Below are 18612 nucleotides of genomic sequence, written 5' to 3'. Positions count from 1 at the left end.
ATCAAGCGGTGCGGCGAGCTGTCTTCGACTGTTTCACGAAGTTTTCGAGCAAGGCGTGGCCGTGTTCCGACAGGATCGATTCCGGATGGAACTGCACGCCTTCAACGGCCAGTTCCTTGTGACGCACGCCCATGATTTCGCCGTCTTCGGTCCATGCGGACACTTCGAGGCAATCCGGCAGCGATTCGCGTTCGATCGCGAGCGAGTGATAACGCGTCACGACGAAATGCTTCGGCAGGTCGGCGAACACACCTTTGCAGTCGGTTTCGATCGTGCTGACCTTGCCGTGCATGATGGTTTGCGCGCGCACCACGCGGCCGCCGAATGCTTCACCGATTGCCTGATGGCCGAGGCAGACGCCGAGAATCGGCGTCTTGCCGGCGAACTCGCGCAGCACGTCGAGCGTGATGCCGGCATGTTGCGGGTTGCTCGGGCCGGGCGACAGGCAAATGCGTTCCGGGTTGAGCTTCGCGATTTCGTCCAGCGTGATTTCGTCGTTCCGATAAGTGCGTACGTCTTCGCCGAGTTCGCCGAAGTACTGCACCAGGTTGTAGGTGAACGAGTCGTAGTTGTCGATCATTAGCAGCATGGTGTATCTCCGGTCAGAAGTCGCTATCGAGGCCGTCTTGAACCTGCTCGGCGGCGCGCAGCACAGCACGCGCCTTGTTCTCGGTCTCTTGCCATTCGGATTCCGGCACCGAATCCGCGACTACACCCGCTGCCGCCTGCACATACAGATTGCCGTTTGCGATCACGCCGGTGCGGATCGTAATGGCGAGATCCATTTCGCCGGTGAACGACAGATAGCCGACGGCGCCGCCGTAGAGGCCACGCTTGACCGGTTCCAGTTCGTCGATCAATTCCATCGCGCGAACCTTCGGCGCGCCGGATAGCGTGCCGGCCGGGAAGGTGGCGCGCAGCACGTCGAAATTGGTGGTGCCCGGCTTCAGCTTGCCTTCGACCGAACTCACAATGTGCTGCACGTGCGAGTACTTTTCGATCACCATCTTGTCGGTGACGACCACCGAGCCGATCTGGGCGATGCGGCCCACGTCGTTACGCGCGAGGTCGATCAGCATGACGTGTTCGGCGATTTCCTTCGGATCGTTCAGCAGTTCGGTGGCGAGTTCTGCGTCGCGTTCCGGCGTGTTGCCACGCGGACGCGTGCCGGCGAGCGGCCGGATCGTCACGATGCGATCTTCGCCGCGCTTTTCCTGGCGCACCAGAATTTCCGGCGACGCGCCGACCACGTGGAAGTCGCCGAAGTTGTAGTAGTACATGTACGGCGACGGATTCAACGAGCGCAGCGCGCGATACAGCGACAGCGGATTGTCGCGGTAAGGCTTGATCAGACGCTGGCCGACCTGCACCTGCATCAACTCGCCGGCGGCGATGTATTCCTTCGCCTTGCGCACGGCGGCCAGGTAATCGTCTTTGGCGAACTCGCGGTAGGTGTCGGTGCGCACGCTGGCCGATGTGACCGGCGGTTGCACGGTCGTGCGCAAACGCTGACGCAATTCACGCAGACGCTGCTTGGCTTTTGTGTATGCCTCGGGCTGCGTCGGATCCGAGTACACCACCAGGTAGAGCTTGCCCGCGAGGTTGTCGATCACCGCGACTTCTTCGGTGAGCAGCAACTGAATGTCCGGCAAGTTCAGATCGTCTTTCGGTGCGGTGTGCGCGAGCTTTTTCTCGATGTAGCGCACCGCGTCATAGCCGAAGTAGCCTGCGAGCCCGCCCGCGAAACGCGGCAGACCGGGGCGCTGCGCCACTTTGAAGCGGCCCTGGAATTGCTGGATGAACTCGAGCGGATCGCCCTCATGCGTTTCGACGACTTTGCCGTCCTGCACCACTTCCGACACGCCGTTGCGGGTGCGCAGCAGCGTGCGCGCCGGCAGGCCGATGAACGAATAGCGGCCAAAGCGTTCGCCGCCCACCACCGATTCCAGCAGGAACGAGTTGGCGCCGTTGCGTTCGCTCTGCGCGAGCTTCAGGTACAGCGAGAGCGGCGTTTCGAGGTCGGCGAGCGCTTCGGCGATCAGCGGAATGCGGTTGAAACCCTCGTTGGCGAGGGACTGGAATTCGAGTTCGGTCATGTTCCGATCCTGTACGTACGTCAGACGACACTATGCGTCGGACAAAGCGGGGCGTTGCGCAGCCGGTCAGGCGTTCGTTCGACGTTTCGACACGATGATACCGACCGGCGCGAGTTTCCCATCGACGCATGCAAGGGGTTTCAGCGCATACATGTACTTTGCGGGTACACGAACGCCAAATCAACCAGTGCAGCGAAACAAGGTGATGGAAAAAACGCGTGAGCGCAGCGAAGTAAAAAACGGTTGCCGAAGACGAGCTTCAGCGTACCTCAGACGAGGTTAGCGCGACCAGCGACGCCAGGGCCAGGCTCCCCGGTCGATGCTAATCAGACTCCGTTTTTTATTCAGAAACATGAGGATGAGGGACTTTTCAAGTCGTGGAATGGTGCGCTGCAATAGCCTTCGCGGCGTCGAGCAGCGTGGCAACTATACCATCGGATTTTATTTCTTGTATAGATCGGCCGTGGTTGTAGCCGTACGGCAGCGTCAGCGTGGCCATGCCCGCCGCGCGGCCTGCCAGCGCATCGTTTTCCGAATCGCCGATGGCCACCGCGGTTTCCGGCGCGACGCCTAGCTGCACCGCGGCGGTGAGCATCGGCAGCGGATCCGGCTTCTTTTTCGGCAGGCTATCGCCGCCGAGCACGACGCTGAAATACTGGCTGAGCCCGTATTGCTCCAGCAATTCGACCGCGAAACGGTGCGGCTTGTTAGTGACGCAGGCGAGTTTGAGGCCGGCATCGCGCATGGCGCTGAGACCGGCTTCGACCTCGGGGTACAGCCGCGTGTGCACGCCGTTGATCTTGGCGTACTCCTCTTGATAGATCGCGAGCGCTTCGTCGAAACGGTCCTGTGCGTGGTCCGTTTCGAAGCGCTGAGCCAGCACATTGCGAATCAGATTCTCCGAGCCCTTGCCGATGTAGCCGATCACTTCCTCGCGCGATGTTTCCGCAGCGTCGAGTTGCGCAAGCATGCCGTTCAGGCCGGCGGTGAAATCGTCGACTGTATCGATCATCGTGCCGTCCAGATCGATGATCGCAGCTTGCAGGCGCGGGCCGGTGAAGGCCGGGGCAGGGTATGAAGTCGTCATGCTTGGTGCGTGCGGGATCCCGGTGATCGATCGGTGTCCGATCAGTGCTCGATATTGGCGAGTGCGGCGCGCATCTTGTCGATCACCGCCTTGTGGTCCGGCGCGCCGAAGATCGCAGAGCCTGCCACGAATGTGTCCGCGCCAGCCGCTGCGATTTCGGCGATGTTGTCGACCTTCACGCCACCGTCCACTTCGAGATGAATCTCGCGACCGGTCTTTTCCTTGTAGGCATCGATCCGCTTGCGCGCTTCGCGCAGTTTGACGAGCGCTTCAGGAATGAACGATTGACCGCCGAAGCCCGGATTCACCGACATGATCAGCACCAGATCGATCTTGTCCATCACGTAGTCCAGATGGCTCAGCGATGTGGCCGGGTTGAACACGAGGCCGGCCTTGCAACCGTGGTCGCGAATCAGCGACAGCGTGCGGTCGATATGGTCCGAGCCTTCCGGGTGAAAGCTGATCAGGTTCGCGCCGGCCTTGGCGAAGTCCGGCACGATGCGGTCGACGGGGCGCACCATCAGGTGCACGTCGATCGGCACGTCCACGTGCGGGCGGATCGCTTCGCAGACGAGCGGGCCGATCGTCAGGTTCGGCACGTAGTGGTTGTCCATCACGTCGAAGTGAATCCAGTCGGCGCCGGCGGCGACAACGTTGCGGACTTCTTCGCCGAGGCGGGCGAAATCGGCGGACAGGATGCTGGGGGCAATACGGAATTGCGTCATGGCGGGGGCGGATGCAAGCGGGAAAACGCCATTTTACCGTTTTGTGCGCGTCTGACCCGGCTCGCAAGCGGTTTGAGGCTGGCATCGACCAAGCGCGGCAAAAGGGACAAAACGTCTTACCGGCCCTTGGCCAGAGGGATTTGTCCGGTTGCGGGCGTGCCGCGCATCAAGCAGAATGCCAAACCATAAGCGCCGCCTAGCTAATGCGCCCGCAAACCATTGGCGTTCGGGGCTTCCCGCGATTTTTTAGCTCGTTTCACCAGACCGGAATCAGGATGAGCCAGTACGAATTCAGCGTCTCGGCGCAGGTGCAGTATCTGCCCGAAGAGTCGGACCCGGAGCGCCGCCAGTATGCGTTTGCATACACGCTGACTATCCGTAACAGCGGCCAGATGCCCGCGCAGTTGATTGCGCGTCACTGGGTGATTACCGACAGCGACAACAACGTGCAGGAAGTAAAAGGCCTGGGCGTGGTCGGACATCAGCCCCTGCTAAAACCGGGCGAGCACTTCGAATATACGAGTTGGGCGGTGATCGCCACGCCCGTCGGCACCATGCGCGGCGAGTATTTCTGCGTGGCGGAGGACGGCGAGCGCTTTGACGCACCCGTGCCCGAGTTCATTCTGCGTATGCCGCGTACTTTGCATTGAACCGGGAGCGCGGCTCGCGGTCTTTAACAAGCTTTACGGCGCAGCTTTACTGGCTTTTTTGCTGCTTTTGCTGTTCATTGGTAGCGGCGCGCGCGGCTTTTTTCTTGCCGGACGACGTCCATACAACGATAAAGACCAGCAGGAAGAGCGCGAGGAGCGATTCCAGCGCGAAGATGAGCATCGGGTATTCGTCGAACAGATCAGACATGGCGGTTTCCATCAAGAACGAACATTGTATGCGTTTTGTCCGCACGGTCGGAGCATGGCTTGGCGCGCTTTCGGTTGCGGTGATGCTGGCTTCCTGCGGCGGCGGCGGCGCGGTCCGACCCTCGGTTTCGCCGCCCACGGGTGCCGCGATCATACCCGGGCAGATTGCCGCGACGCGGCTCACAGCGGTAGCCTGGCAGCAGGTGCCGGGGTGGCAGGACGATTCGCTGATCGGCGCAACGGCGGCGTTGCGGCAAAACTGCCTGAGGCTTGCGCGTCAACCGAACTGGGCCCGCGCATGCGCGGCGGCCTCGCAGATCGACGATCTGGACGTTACCAGTGCGCGGGCGTTTTTCGAGGCGTATTTCACGCCGTTTCAGTTAGCTAACAACGACGGCACCCTCGATGGCCTCGTCACCGGCTACTACGAGCCGTTGCTGCGCGGTTCGCGCACGCGGCACGGCGTGTATCAGACGGCGCTGTACCGCTGGCCATCCGGTTATCGCTCGGGTGCTCCGCTGCCGGCGCGTGCGCAACTCGAGCGTGCGGGCGTGCTCAACGGCAACGAACTCGTGTGGGTCGACGATCCGATCGAAGCCTTCTTCCTGCAAGTGCAGGGGTCCGGGCGCGTTGTGATGGAAGACGGCAGCGTGATGCGGGTCGGCTTTGGCGGCACGAACAATCAACCGTACAAATCGATCGGGCGGTGGTTGCTCGATCGCGGCGAACTGACGCCGGCACAGGCAACCATGCAGGGGATTAAGGCATGGGCGCGCGCGAATCCCACGCGGGTCGACGCATTGCTCGATACCAATCCGCGCTTCGTGTTTTTCCGTGAGATGCCATCTGGCGAAAGTGCACCGAGCGGTGGCGCGGACGGCCCGATCGGCGCGCTGGGCGTGCCGTTGACACCGGAGCGGTCGATCGCGGTGGATCCGACCTCGATTCCGCTGGGTACGCCGGTGTTCTTGCAGACCACGCGTCCGTTGACGAACTCTCCGATGAATCGCCTCGTCTTTGCGCAGGACACGGGGTCCGCGATCAAAGGCGGCGTGCGCGCGGACTACTTTTGGGGTCTTGGCGACGATGCCGGCGATCTGGCCGGCAAGATGAAGCAGGGCGGTCGGATGTGGCTGTTGTTACCGAATTCGTGAGGGTTTGGCGGGGGCCGGGCGGCGGATTTCCTGGTTGAGAACCTGAGAACTGCCGTGTCTAATTTGCCTGGCGTCTGGCGTCTGGCGTCTGGCGTCTGGCACCCGACACCCGACACCCGACACCCGACACCCGACACCCGACACCCGGCAGCGGCGCGACTTCCAGATACGGACGCTGCCGCGTGAGTCGGCTCTCTCCGCTTCCGCTTGTCCAACACTCGCGTGCTTTGTCGACAGCGCTGTCAGCCCTGTTTACGGCGAGCACTTTTGATAACGGCGCTGACGCCGATCAGCGCCGTTATCAAGCATCGACCTTCGGCAATCTGGCGCTTCGCTTAAAGCTCCGACTTCCGCTTGTCCACCACCCGTCGAGCCTTGCCCACTGAACGCTCGATGCCGTTTACACCCAGCACGTTCACGATCGCGCTGACGCCGATCAGCGCCTTGATGTCATAGGTCAATGCCTGCTTCGCCGTGGTCAGCGCGGCAGTATCCGGTGCCGACTCCGGGCACGGTTCGACGTTCAACGTCAGGACATCAAGCGGCCCTTCCTTGGTTAACACGATCTGATAGTGAGGCGCGAGGGCGTGCTGCTTGAGCAGCAGTTCTTCAATCTGCGTCGGGAACACGTTGACGCCGCGCACGATCATCATGTCGTCCGAACGCCCCGTGATCTTTTCCATTCGGCGCATGGTGCGCGCGCTGCCCGGCAAGAGACGCGTCAGATCGCGCGTCCGGTATCGGACGATCGGCAGCGCTTCCTTGGTCAACGATGTGAATACCAGTTCGCCGAGTTCGCCGTCCGGCAGCACTTCGCCGGTTTCGGGGTCGATGATCTCGGGATAGAAATGGTCTTCCCAGATGGTTGGGCCGTCTTTGGTCTCGACGCATTCCGACGCGACACCAGGTCCCATCACTTCAGATAGGCCGTAGATATCGACAGCATCGATGCCCATGCGCTTTTCGATCGCCTGGCGCATGTCGTTGGTCCACGGTTCCGCGCCGAAGATGCCGATGCGCAGCGAGCAATTCGCCGGATCGACGCCCTGCCGTTCGAGTTCGTCGGCGATCGACAACATATAGCTCGGTGTCACCATGATGATGTCGGGCCGGAAGTCCTGAATCAGTTGCACCTGCTTTTCAGTCTGACCACCGCCAAACGGGATCACCGTCAGCCCCGCGCGCTCGGCGCCGTAATGTGCGCCCAGGCCGCCTGTGAACAAACCATAGCCGTAGCTGATGTGAACCTTGTCGCCGCGCTTTGCTCCTGCGGCGCGGATCGAACGTGCGACGAGATTCGCCCACGTATCGATATCGCGCGCCGTGTAGCCGACGACGGTCGGCTTGCCCGTCGTACCGGACGACGCGTGGATCCGCGAAATCTGCTCTTGCGGCACCGCGAACATGCCAAACGGGTAGTTGTCGCGCAGATCCTTTTTGGTGGTGAATGGGAAACGCGCCAGGTCCGCGAGGGTCTTCACTTCGCTTGGGTGGACGCCGGCTTCATCGAATTTTTGCCGATAGACCGGCGAATTCTCGTAAGCGTGGTTCAGCGACCACTTGAGCCGTTCGAGTTGGAGCGCGGCGAGTTCGTCGCGGCTGGCTGTCTCGATGGGATCGAGCGGAAGGGCGGTGGTCATCGAATGTCTCCTTGCTGCCTCAATGCTTGGGTCTGGGGTGCGGTGCGCTAGCGCGCAAAAACCCGGGACTCGTTGCTATATCTGGGGGCGCTGCCAATGTTGTCGCGGACGTACCGCGACTCTGCTGCGAATTTGGCGCGACTCTGCTGTTCAATCTGTTATTCAATCGCCTGTAGGAATCAGGTTGCCTTTGATCTGTGCAGATTTGCCGCGAAACATCGCCACGGTTTCTTCTGCGCGATTCGTGACGCGAATATCGTAAATGCCGGTGCGGCCGCTCAACGTTTGCTCAAACGCTTCGGCCGTCAACACGTCGCCGCCTTTTACCGGCCTCAGGAATTCGATCGAGCAGCCGGCTGCGACGGTGTTGATGTTGTGTGTGTTGCAGGCGAAAGCGAAGGTCGAATCAGCGAGCGTGAAAATCAGGCCGCCGTGGCAAATTTGATGGCCGTTCAGGAAGTCGTCGCGCACGGCCATGCGCAGGCGCGCGTACCCTGGGCGCACTTCTACGATTTCGAGTCCGAGTGCCCGGCTGCACGCGTCGTTTTCGTACATGGCGACCGCGGTTGCACGAGCGAGTTCGTCGGGTGTCATTTGGGCCGGGTGGTTCGACTGTGCGGACATATCAGCGACCCTCGAAGCGCGGCGCGCGTTTTTCCACGAATGCTTGCACACCTTCCGCGTAATCGTGCGAAGCGCCGAGTTCGCGTTGCAGATCGCGCTCGAGATCGAGCTGCTGATCCAGGGTTTGCGTCACGCCAGCGCGCATCGCCTGCTTGATTGCGGCGATGGCGCGCGTGGGTTGCTGCGCCAGTTGTGCTGCGAGTTTGCTTGCCGCGACGGCCAGTTCTGTGTCATCAACCGTTTGCCAGATCAGGCCCCAGCTTTCGGCTTTCTCCGCGCTCAGTTTGTCGCCGGTGATGGCGAGCCCCAAGGCGCGCGCCATGCCGACGCGTTGCGGCAGGAACCAGGTGCCGCCCGAGTCCGGTACGAGACCGATCTTCACGAATGCCTGGATGAAACTCGCCGAACGGGCGGCAAGCACCAGATCGCAAGCCAGCGCGAGATTGGCGCCGGCGCCTGCGGCCGTGCCGTTGACCGCAGCAATCACGGGCAATGACAGTGCTTGCAGGCGGCGAATCAGCGGATTGAAATGCTTGTCGATCAGCGCGCCCAGATCGGTCATCGCGCCCGGCGTGAAGTCGAGATCCGCGAGATCCTGTCCCGCGCAGAAGCCGCGGCCCGCGCCGGTCAGCACGAGCGCACGGGCGCTGGACGCCTCGACCTGGTCGAGTGCGGTGCTCAATTCCTGGTGCATCGCGCGCGTAAAGCTGTTGAGCTTGTCAGGGCGGTTCAGCGTGATGGTCGCTACGCGACTCGATGTATCTATGTCGAGGCGAATCGCTTCATATGACATTGGGTGTCTCCTCAAAGTCTCTTTGATCGGCGGCGCGGCGTTGGTGTCAGAGCCGCTCGATCACCAAGGCGATGCCTTGACCTACGCCGATACACATCGTGCAAAGCGCAAAGCGGCCGTTGATCCGCTCCAGCTGGTAAAGCGCGGTGGTGATCAAGCGCGCGCCCGATGCGCCGAGCGGGTGGCCGAGCGCGATCGCTCCGCCATTCGGATTGACGCGCGGATCGTCGTCGCGCAGACCGAGTGTGCGCAGGACGGCAAGCCCTTGCGATGCGAAGGCTTCGTTCAACTCGATCACGTCGAATTGCTCGAATGTCATGTTCAGTTGCTTCAACAGCTTTTGCGTGGCTGGCGCCGGGCCGATGCCCATGATGCGCGGCTCCACGCCCGCCGTCGCCATGCCCGCCACACGTGCACGGCGACGCAATCCATATTGATCGGCAGCCGCCTGATTCGCGAGCAGCAGTGCGCATGCGCCGTCGTTCACGCCCGATGCATTGCCGGCGGTCACGCTGCCGTCCGGGCGGACCACACCCTTGAGCTTGCCCAGGCTTTCGAGCGTCGTTTCGCGTGGATGCTCGTCGAGCGTCACGCGTACGGGGTCGCCTTTCTTCTGCGCAATTTCAACGCCGACGATTTCCTGTGCCAAAGTGCCATCGCGCTGCGCGCGGGCCGCTTTTTGCTGGCTCGACAGCGCAAAGGCGTCTTGATCCGCACGGCTTACGCTGAATTCGACGGCGACGTTTTCCGCGGTCTCCGGCATCGAATCGACGCCATATTGGCGCTTCATTAGCGGATTGATGAAGCGCCAGCCGATGGTCGTGTCGTAAATGTCGGCCTGCCGCGAGAACGCACTGGTGGCCTTGCCCATCACGAACGGCGCGCGGGTCATGCTTTCCACCCCGCCAGCGATCATCAACCGCGCTTCACCCGCTTTGATGGCGCGAGCAGCGGTGCCGACCGCGTCCATGCCCGAGCCGCACAGGCGGTTGATGGTTGCGCCGGGTGTGTCCGTGGGCAAGCCGGCCAGCAATGCGGACATGCGGGCGACGTTGCGGTTGTCTTCGCCGGCCTGATTGGCGCAGCCATAGATCACGTCGTCAATTGCCCGCCAGTCGACACCGGGATTGCGCTCGATCAGCGCTTTGATCGGCACCGCACCCAGGTCATCGGCGCGGACATCTTTCAGGGCGCCGCCGTAACGGCCGATTGGGGTGCGAATCGCGTCGCAAATGAAGGCGTCGTTCATGTGGGTTCCTACTGGGACGGTTCGGCGGGACATGCCGAACCGATGTCTCATGTTAGTTGGGGCGCACGGCTCGGTCCATTCGGCCAAACGGCATAGGACGAAAGCCGTGCTTTTGTCTTACGCCATTCAGCCAGCTACCGCCGGTGCCGCTTTCGGTTCAACATGAACTCGACTTTGAACGACGCGGAAGCGGTTCGCGACAAAGGCCGCATCGGCCAGCGCGGCATTTGCTGCCGGGTTTGCGCCCGTGCCGTGGAAGTCGGAGAAAGCAGCGGACTGATTGACGAAAACGCTGCCCGTCAAATTGATCGAGAGTGCTACGCCACCGCGGATCGATGCTTCGTGCGCCTCGTCGAGCACAGCTTCATCCGTGCTGTAGACCGACAGCGTCAGCGCGCCGTGCTCGGCGGCGATCGCGCCAGCAAGGTCGAGCGACTGAGCTGTAGAGTCCGTCGCGATCACGAACGAGATCGGGCCGAACCATTCTTTGGTGAACTGCGCGTGGTCGGTTGCAGCATCCAGTTGGAGCACGAGCGGTGTGCGTACGCGGGCGCCGGCAAAAGCTGGATGCTCGAGCGATTGGCTTTCTACCAGAACGCGGCCGAGCTTGACGGCTTCGTCGATACGTTGGGTTACGCCTTCGTTCTGGATCGCGCCGAGCAGTTCGACGGCGCGCGCCGGGTCTGCAACCAGTTTTTGCACTGCGCCGGCGATAGCTTGAGCAACTTCGTCGAAACCCAGTGTGCCTTCAGCGGTGCGGATGCCGGCGCGCGGTACGTAGATGTTTTGCGGCGCGGTGCACATCTGGCCCGAGTACAGCGCGAGTGAGAAGGCGATATTGCGAGCGGCGGCTTTGATGTCGTCCACCGAGTCGATCACGATCTGGTTGACGCCGGCCTTTTCGGTGTAGACCTGAGCCTGATGCGCATTGCGCTCAAGCCAGGTGCCGTTTTGTGTGCTACCCGTGAAGTCGATCAATTTGATTTCCGGACGCAGCGCCAGATCTTGGACGAGCGGGCCATCGTTCGGTTCGGTCGCCAGCAGCGTGACGATGTTCGGATCGAAACCGGCTTCGCGCAGCACGTCACGCGCGATTCGTACGGTCAGCGCGAGCGGCAGGATCGCGCCCGGATGCGGCTTGACGATGACCGTGTTGCCTGTTGCCAGATCAGCGAAGAGGCCCGGATAGCCGTTCCACGTCGGAAAGGTGCAGCAGCCGAGCACGAGACCGGTGCCGCGCGGTACGACGGTGTAGCGTTTGTGCATCGCGAGCGGCGGATTTTTGCCTTGCGGCTTTTCCCAATGGGCACCGGCGGGAATGCCGCGCAGTTGATCCCATGCGTACACGACCGCTTCGAGTGCACGGTCTTGCGCATGCGGGCCGCCGGCCTGGAAGGCCATCATGAATGCCTGACCGGTTGTGTGCATCACGCTGTAGCCGATTTCGAAGCTGGCGCGATTCACGCGCGCGAGGATTTCGAGGCATACGCCGATCCATGCCTGCGGGCCGGCTTTGCGCCAATCGCGCTGTGCCGCGGCGGCGGCGGAGATCAGCGCATCGGGATCGGCTTTCGGATAGCGCACGCCAAGCGGGAACCCGAACGGCGAGACTTCAGCGCCGACGGTTTCCCCAGTTGACGGCTGGTCGAGTTCGAACGTCTTGTTCAGGTGCGCTTTGAATGCGGTTTCGCCGTCGGCGCTGGCTGTTTCCCCGTACACTTTCGGACTGGGCATCTCGACGAACGGGCTCCAGTAGCCGCGCGTCTCAATCGCGGTGAGTGCCTTTTGCAGCGTGTCTTCGTGCTTGGTGAATAGCGGATGTGTCATGGCAGAGGGGCTTGTCTGTACGTTGGGAAAAGCCTGTCGAATAATTGACCGACCGGTTGGTTGGTGAATGGTAGCATTATTAAGACGGCCGCGCGAAGCGTTTTCGCGCGCCATTAACCATTAGGAGGCGGCATGGCTTACGAGAACATTCAGGTTGAGACGCGGGGGCGGGTCGGTTTGGTCACGTTGAATCGCCCGAAGGCGTTGAACGCGCTGAACGACGCGTTGATGGACGAACTGGGCGCTGCGCTGCGCGAGTTCGATGCCGACGAAGCGATTGGTGCGATCGTGGTGACGGGCAGCGAGAAAGCGTTTGCCGCCGGCGCCGACATCGGCATGATGGCGACCTACACCTATATGGATGTCTACAAAGGCGACTACATCACTCGCAACTGGGAAACGGTGCGCTCCATCCGCAAGCCGATCATTGCGGCGGTGGCGGGCTTCGCGCTTGGCGGTGGTTGCGAGTTGGCGATGATGTGCGACATTATTTTCGCCGCCGACACTGCGAAATTCGGCCAGCCGGAAATCAAGCTCGGCATCATGCCGGGTGCTGGCGGTACGCAGCGACTGCCGCGCGCCGTCTCAAAGGCGAAGGCGATGGACCTATGCCTGACCGCCCGCTTCATGGACGCTGCTGAGGCGGAGCGCGCTGGATTGGTCTCGCGGGTGATTCCCGCGGCTTCGCTGCTCGACGAGGCAGTGGCTGCGGCCGCAACCATCGCTGAATTCCCGCTGCCGGCGGTGATGATGGTCAAGGAGTCGGTTAACCGTGCGTACGAAACGACGCTTGCGGAAGGCGTGCATTTCGAGCGCCGTCTCTTCCATTCGCTCTTCGCTACGGAGGATCAGAAGGAGGGGATGGCCGCGTTTGTTGAGAAGCGCAAACCGGTTTTCAAGCATCGTTAATACGCTTGTCAAAATAACGCTTGCAAGGGGCCGTGCGGCTCGCTAGAATCTCGCTCTTTCGTGCTTCGGACACCGGGGCACGGGAGGCGGGAGAGCCAGTAGTGGCAAGGCTTTGCGCGAAGTGAGCGGGTTGAGAAAGTTGGAAAAACCTGTTGACGGCGTAGCGAAAGTTCTTCATAATCTCGTTTCTCTGCTGCTGATGCAGCGACGCAGAACGAAGCGGTGCCGGGTGGTTGTGATGTGATGCAACGCGGTGCTGGTTCGGTAGTGAATGCGTACTCGATCTTTAAAAATTAACAGCCGATAAGTGTGGGCGCTTGATGCGCGACGCGCCGGTGGATTCTTCGGAGTCTGCCGGGAAGCGAAAGTATCAAGTCTCACACTAGTATTAAAGGAAAGTTTTCCTGCTGGGGTGGATTCACGCCGGCAGGATGATCATTCGTCAGTACGTTGAGTGAGCGACCGGTTCGTAGGCAGGAAACTGCGTGAACCGAAAAACAGTAACAGGTTTGAACTGAAGAGTTTGATCCTGGCTCAGATTGAACGCTGGCGGCATGCCTTACACATGCAAGTCGAACGGCAGCACGGGGGCAACCCTGGTGGCGAGTGGCGAACGGGTGAGTAATACATCGGAACGTGTCCTGTAGTGGGGGATAGCCCGGCGAAAGCCGGATTAATACCGCATACGCTCTACGGAGGAAAGGGGGGGATCGCAAGACCTCCCGCTACAGGGGCGGCCGATGGCAGATTAGCTAGTTGGTGGGGTAAAGGCCTACCAAGGCGACGATCTGTAGCTGGTCTGAGAGGACGACCAGCCACACTGGGACTGAGACACGGCCCAGACTCCTACGGGAGGCAGCAGTGGGGAATTTTGGACAATGGGGGAAACCCTGATCCAGCAATGCCGCGTGTGTGAAGAAGGCCTTCGGGTTGTAAAGCACTTTTGTCCGGAAAGAAAACCTCCGCCCTAATATGGTGGGGGGATGACGGTACCGGAAGAATAAGCACCGGCTAACTACGTGCCAGCAGCCGCGGTAATACGTAGGGTGCAAGCGTTAATCGGAATTACTGGGCGTAAAGCGTGCGCAGGCGGTCCGCTAAGACAGATGTGAAATCCCCGGGCTTAACCTGGGAACTGCATTTGTGACTGGCGGGCTAGAGTATGGCAGAGGGGGGTAGAATTCCACGTGTAGCAGTGAAATGCGTAGAGATGTGGAGGAATACCGATGGCGAAGGCAGCCCCCTGGGCCAATACTGACGCTCATGCACGAAAGCGTGGGGAGCAAACAGGATTAGATACCCTGGTAGTCCACGCCCTAAACGATGTCAACTAGTTGTTGGGTCTTCATTGACTTAGTAACGTAGCTAACGCGTGAAGTTGACCGCCTGGGGAGTACGGTCGCAAGATTAAAACTCAAAGGAATTGACGGGGACCCGCACAAGCGGTGGATGATGTGGATTAATTCGATGCAACGCGAAAAACCTTACCTACCCTTGACATGTATGGAATCCTGCTGAGAGGTGGGAGTGCCCGAAAGGGAGCCGTAACACAGGTGCTGCATGGCTGTCGTCAGCTCGTGTCGTGAGATGTTGGGTTAAGTCCCGCAACGAGCGCAACCCTTGTCCCTAGTTGCTACGCAAGAGCACTCTAGGGAGACTGCCGGTGACAAACCGGAGGAAGGTGGGGATGACGTCAAGTCCTCATGGCCCTTATGGGTAGGGCTTCACACGTCATACAATGGTCGGAACAGAGGGTCGCCAACCCGCGAGGGGGAGCCAATCCCAGAAAACCGATCGTAGTCCGGATCGCACTCTGCAACTCGAGTGCGTGAAGCTGGAATCGCTAGTAATCGCGGATCAGCATGCCGCGGTGAATACGTTCCCGGGTCTTGTACACACCGCCCGTCACACCATGGGAGTGGGTTTTACCAGAAGTGGCTAGTCTAACCGCAAGGAGGACGGTCACCACGGTAGGATTCATGACTGGGGTGAAGTCGTAACAAGGTAGCCGTATCGGAAGGTGCGGCTGGATCACCTCCTTTCTCGAGCTAACGTGTCAATGCGTTGAGCGCTCACGCTTATCGGCTGTGAATCAGGACAGACTCAGGGGTCTGTAGCTCAGTTGGTTAGAGCACCGTCTTGATAAGGCGGGGGTCGATGGTTCGAATCCATCCAGACCCACCACTGTTTCTGCGGTGGCTGCGCTAATGACTGAAACCCCTGGGTAGATCAGTACGGATAGGGATGTATTGATATCTGTGTGACTGGGGGATTAGCTCAGCTGGGAGAGCACCTGCTTTGCAAGCAGGGGGTCGTCGGTTCGATCCCGTCATCCTCCACCAATCTTCAATGCTGGTTTATCTGCAGCGCACGTTGAAAGACGTTGGCGGTGTAGTGAAACAAGCATTGGCGATTGAGCCAGTCAGAGTGATACGTGGTTATAGCAACCGCGATATCGGCTGTCGTTCTTTAACAATCAGGAAGAAGTAGTAAAGAGATTCACGAAAGATCACTTAGAGATGGGTGATCGAGTAGGTGAATCAGGGTTGTGATTGTATCAATGTATGAAAAGGTGATCGAAAGATCGCTTTGGAATACGGCGCAACACGAATACTCAACCTGTAGCGATTGTGGCGAGCGTTGCATTCCCAGTGGATGCGACATGAGACACACCCGTTATAGGGTCAAGCGAACAAGTGCATGTGGTGGATGCCTTGGCGATCACAGGCGATGAAGGACGCGGTAGCCTGCGAAAAGCGGTGGGGAGCTGGCAAACGAGCTTTGATCCACCGATATCCGAATGGGGAAACCCACTCCTTATGGAGTATCCATAGCTGAATACATAGGCTATGCGAAGCGAACGCGGTGAACTGAAACATCTAAGTAACCGCAGGAAAAGAAATCAACCGAGATTCCCAGAGTAGTGGCGAGCGAAATGGGATCAGCCTGTACTCTTTATCTTCATTGTTAGTCGAAGGCTCTGGAAAGTGCCGCCATAGCAGGTGATAGCCCTGTAGACGAAAACAGCGGGGAAGAACTAGGTGTACGACAAGTAGGGCGGGACACGTGAAATCCTGTCTGAAGATGGGGGGACCATCCTCCAAGGCTAAATACTCGTGATCGACCGATAGTGAACCAGTACCGTGAGGGAAAGGCGAAAAGAACCCCGGGAGGGGAGTGAAATAGATCCTGAAACCGCATGCATACAAACAGTCGGAGCCTTTGAAAGAGGGTGACGGCGTACCTTTTGTATAATGGGTCAGCGACTTACATTCAGTGGCAAGCTTAACCGATTAGGGCAGGCGTAGCGAAAGCGAGTCCGAACAGGGCGTTCAGTCGCTGGGTGTAGACCCGAAACCAGGTGATCTATCCATGGCCAGGATGAAGGTGCGGTAACACGTACTGGAGGTCCGAACCCACTAACGTTGAAAAGTTAGGGGATGAGCTGTGGATAGGGGTGAAAGGCTAAACAAACCTGGAAATAGCTGGTTCTCTCCGAAAACTATTTAGGTAGTGCCTCGTGTATCACCTTCGGGGGTAGAGCACTGTCATGGTTGTGGGGTCCATTGCGGATTACTACGCCATAGCAAACTCCGAATACCGAAGAGTGCAATCACGGGAGACAGACATCGGGTGCTAACGTCCGGTGTCAAGAGGGAAACAACCCAGACCGCCAGCTAAGGTCCCCAAATATTGCTAAGTGGGAAACGAAGTGGGAAGGCTAAAACAGTCAGGAGGTTGGCTTAGAAGCAGCCATCCTTTAAAGAAAGCGTAATAGCTCACTGATCGAGTCGTCCTGCGCGGAAGATGTAACGGGGCTAAGCAATATACCGAAGCTGCGGATGCACATTTATGTGCATGGTAGGAGAGCGTTCCGTAAGCCTGCGAAGGTGCATTGAAAAGTGCGCTGGAGGTATCGGAAGTGCGAATGCTGACATGAGTAGCGATAAAGGGGGTGAAAGGCCCCCTCGCCGTAAGCCCAAGGTTTCCTACGCAACGTTCATCGGCGTAGGGTGAGTCGGCCCCTAAGGCGAGGCAGAAATGCGTAGCTGATGGGAAGCAGGTTAATATTCCTGCACCATTGTTAAATGCGATGGGGGGACGGATCGCGGAAGGTTGTCCGGGTGTTGGAAGTCCCGGTTCCTGTGTTGGAGAAGGCGCTTAGGCAAATCCGGGCGCGGAATTCAAGGGCATGGGACGAGTGATCTAGGTCACGAAGCAACTGGAAGTGGTTCCAAGAAAAGCCTCTAAGCTTCAGTTTAACAAGACCGTACCGCAAACCGACACAGGTGGGCGAGATGAGTATTCTAAGGCGCTTGAGAGAACTCGGGAGAAGGAACTCGGCAAATTGGTACCGTAACTTCGGGATAAGGTACGCCCCTGTAGCTTGACTGGCCTGCGCCAGAAGGGTGAAGGGGTTGCAATAAACTGGTGGCTGCGACTGTTTAATAAAAACACAGCACTCTGCAAACACGAAAGTGGACGTATAGGGTGTGACGCCTGCCCGGTGCCGGAAGATTAAATGATGGGGTGCAAGCTCTTGATTGAAGTCCCGGTAAACGGCGGCCGTAACTATAACGGTCCTAAGGTAGCGAAATTCCTTGTCGGGTAAGTTCCGACCTGCACGAATGGCGTAACGATGGCCACACTGTCTCCTCCCGAGACTCAGCGAAGTTGAAGTGTTTGTGATGATGCAATCTCCCCGCGGCTAGACGGAAAGACCCCATGAACCTTTACTGTAGCTTTGCATTGGACTTTGAACCGGTCTGTGTAGGATAGGTGGGAGGCTTTGAAGCGTGGACGCCAGTCTGCGTGGAGCCGACCTTGAAATACCACCCTGGTTTGTTTGAGGTTCTAACCTTGGTCCGTGATCCGGATCGGGGACAGTGCATGGTAGGCAGTTTGACTGGGGCGGTCTCCTCCCAAAGTGTAACGGAGGAGTACGAAGGTACGCTAGGTACGGTCGGAAATCGTGCTGATAGTGCAATGGCATAAGCGTGCTTAACTGCGAGACCGACAAGTCGAGCAGGTGCGAAAGCAGGTCATAGTGATCCGGTGGTTCTGTATGGAAGGGCCATCGCTCAACGGATAAAAGGTACTCTGGGGATAACAGGCTGATACCGCCCAAGAGTTCATATCGACGGCGGTGTTTGGCACCTCGATGTCGGCTCATCTCATCCTGGGGCTGTAGCCGGTCCCAAGGGTATGGCTGTTCGCCATTTAAAGAGGTACGTGAGCTGGGTTTAAAACGTCGTGAGACAGTTTGGTCCCTATCTGCCGTGGGCGCTGGATATTTGAAGGGGGCTGCTCCTAGTACGAGAGGACCGGAGTGGACGAACCTCTGGTGTACCGGTTGTCACGCCAGTGGCATCGCCGGGTAGCTATGTTCGGAAGAGATAACCGCTGAAAGCATCTAAGCGGGAAACTCGCCTTAAGATGAGATATCCCCGGGGCTTCGAGCCCCTTGAAGGGTCGTTCAAGACCAGGACGTTGATAGGTCAGGTGTGGAAGCGCAGTAATGCGTTAAGCTAACTGATACTAATTGCCCGTAAGGCTTGATCCTATAACAGGTGTGTGTCGGCAGCCGTTAGTGCTTCAGCACTTATGGATGCCCCACCCTGCGCCATGCGCAGGGTCTTGAGACCACATGC

13 protein-coding genes, 2 tRNA genes and 2 rRNA genes are annotated in these 18612 nt (G+C 59.3%); 7 read left to right on the top strand and 10 right to left on the bottom strand.

Translation table 11 applies throughout. From position 1 onward, the window contains the following. Position 1 precedes the first annotated feature (1 nt). The 4 genes from AYM40_RS18295 to rpe all read right to left on the bottom strand — a co-directional run bounded on the left by AYM40_RS18295 (position 2) and on the right by rpe (position 3908). A complete protein-coding gene (locus AYM40_RS18295) occupies positions 2-589 on the bottom strand; it encodes an aminodeoxychorismate/anthranilate synthase component II (RefSeq protein WP_063497451.1) in 588 nt (195 codons plus the stop codon). 13 nt (positions 590-602) lie between these two features. Then, positions 603-2096: an anthranilate synthase component I gene (gene trpE, locus AYM40_RS18290; RefSeq protein WP_063497450.1), complete on the bottom strand. Its 1494-nt coding sequence runs from the start codon at positions 2094-2096 to the stop codon at positions 603-605. A gap of 370 nt (positions 2097-2466) precedes the next feature. Continuing rightward, entirely contained in the window at positions 2467-3183 is a 717-nt protein-coding gene (locus AYM40_RS18285; RefSeq protein ID WP_063497449.1) for a phosphoglycolate phosphatase, read from the bottom strand. Positions 3184-3224: 41 nt separating this feature from the next. After that, positions 3225-3908 carry a ribulose-phosphate 3-epimerase gene (gene rpe / locus AYM40_RS18280; RefSeq protein ID WP_063497448.1) on the bottom strand — a complete coding sequence of 228 codons (684 nt, stop codon included), beginning with the start codon at positions 3906-3908 and terminating at the stop codon, positions 3225-3227. Between the two features lie 275 nt (positions 3909-4183). Between rpe and apaG the strand changes: the two genes are divergently transcribed. Continuing rightward, positions 4184-4558: a Co2+/Mg2+ efflux protein ApaG gene (apaG, locus tag AYM40_RS18275; RefSeq protein ID WP_063497447.1), complete on the top strand. Its 375-nt coding sequence runs from the start codon at positions 4184-4186 to the stop codon at positions 4556-4558. A gap of 46 nt (positions 4559-4604) precedes the next feature. Here apaG and AYM40_RS41940 read toward each other — a convergent pair whose 3' ends face one another. Further along, positions 4605-4766 (bottom strand): hypothetical protein, encoded by a 162-nt coding sequence (locus AYM40_RS41940; protein ID WP_181448382.1) that lies wholly within the window; start codon positions 4764-4766, stop codon positions 4605-4607. Between the two features lie 28 nt (positions 4767-4794). On the opposite strand from AYM40_RS41940, the gene AYM40_RS18270 reads away from it, so the two are divergent. Continuing rightward, positions 4795-5919 carry a murein transglycosylase A gene (locus AYM40_RS18270; RefSeq protein WP_063497446.1) on the top strand — a complete coding sequence of 375 codons (1125 nt, stop codon included), beginning with the start codon at positions 4795-4797 and terminating at the stop codon, positions 5917-5919. A gap of 335 nt (positions 5920-6254) precedes the next feature. On the opposite strand, the gene paaK is transcribed toward AYM40_RS18270, so the two are convergent. From paaK to paaN, 5 genes are all read right to left on the bottom strand, one after another. Next, positions 6255-7559: a phenylacetate--CoA ligase PaaK gene (paaK, locus tag AYM40_RS18265; RefSeq protein WP_063497445.1), complete on the bottom strand. Its 1305-nt coding sequence runs from the start codon at positions 7557-7559 to the stop codon at positions 6255-6257. A 162-nt stretch (positions 7560-7721) separates the two neighbouring features. Then, complete coding sequence (gene paaI, locus AYM40_RS18260; RefSeq protein WP_063497444.1) at positions 7722-8183, bottom strand: hydroxyphenylacetyl-CoA thioesterase PaaI; 462 nt, start codon at positions 8181-8183, stop codon at positions 7722-7724. 1 nt (position 8184) lies between these two features. After that, entirely contained in the window at positions 8185-8976 is a 792-nt protein-coding gene (gene paaG, locus AYM40_RS18255) for a 2-(1,2-epoxy-1,2-dihydrophenyl)acetyl-CoA isomerase PaaG (RefSeq protein ID WP_063497443.1), read from the bottom strand. A 46-nt stretch (positions 8977-9022) separates the two neighbouring features. Further along, a complete protein-coding gene (gene pcaF / locus AYM40_RS18250) occupies positions 9023-10225 on the bottom strand; it encodes a 3-oxoadipyl-CoA thiolase (RefSeq protein WP_063497442.1) in 1203 nt (400 codons plus the stop codon). Between the two features lie 126 nt (positions 10226-10351). Next, positions 10352-12052, bottom strand: coding sequence for a phenylacetic acid degradation protein PaaN (gene paaN, locus AYM40_RS18245; protein WP_063497441.1), 1701 nt, complete (start codon positions 12050-12052; stop codon positions 10352-10354). 132 nt (positions 12053-12184) lie between these two features. On the opposite strand from paaN, the gene AYM40_RS18240 reads away from it, so the two are divergent. From AYM40_RS18240 to AYM40_RS18220, 5 genes are all read left to right on the top strand, one after another. Next, complete coding sequence (locus AYM40_RS18240) at positions 12185-12961, top strand: enoyl-CoA hydratase (protein ID WP_063497440.1); 777 nt, start codon at positions 12185-12187, stop codon at positions 12959-12961. A gap of 511 nt (positions 12962-13472) precedes the next feature. Continuing rightward, a 16S ribosomal RNA gene (locus AYM40_RS18235) occupies positions 13473-15003 on the top strand. Between the two features lie 65 nt (positions 15004-15068). Continuing rightward, positions 15069-15145 (top strand) — tRNA-Ile (locus tag AYM40_RS18230). 82 nt (positions 15146-15227) lie between these two features. Further along, positions 15228-15303, top strand: a tRNA-Ala gene (locus tag AYM40_RS18225). Between the two features lie 340 nt (positions 15304-15643). Then, positions 15644-18524, top strand: a 23S ribosomal RNA gene (locus AYM40_RS18220). Together the 16S and 23S rRNA genes with 2 tRNA genes alongside form the textbook arrangement of a ribosomal RNA operon. The last annotated feature ends 88 nt before the right edge of the window (positions 18525-18612 follow it).

This window comes from Paraburkholderia phytofirmans OLGA172, assembly GCF_001634365.1.
In the GTDB taxonomy this organism is placed as follows: domain Bacteria; phylum Pseudomonadota; class Gammaproteobacteria; order Burkholderiales; family Burkholderiaceae; genus Paraburkholderia.
This window is presented reverse-complemented; position numbering and strand designations above follow the sequence as displayed.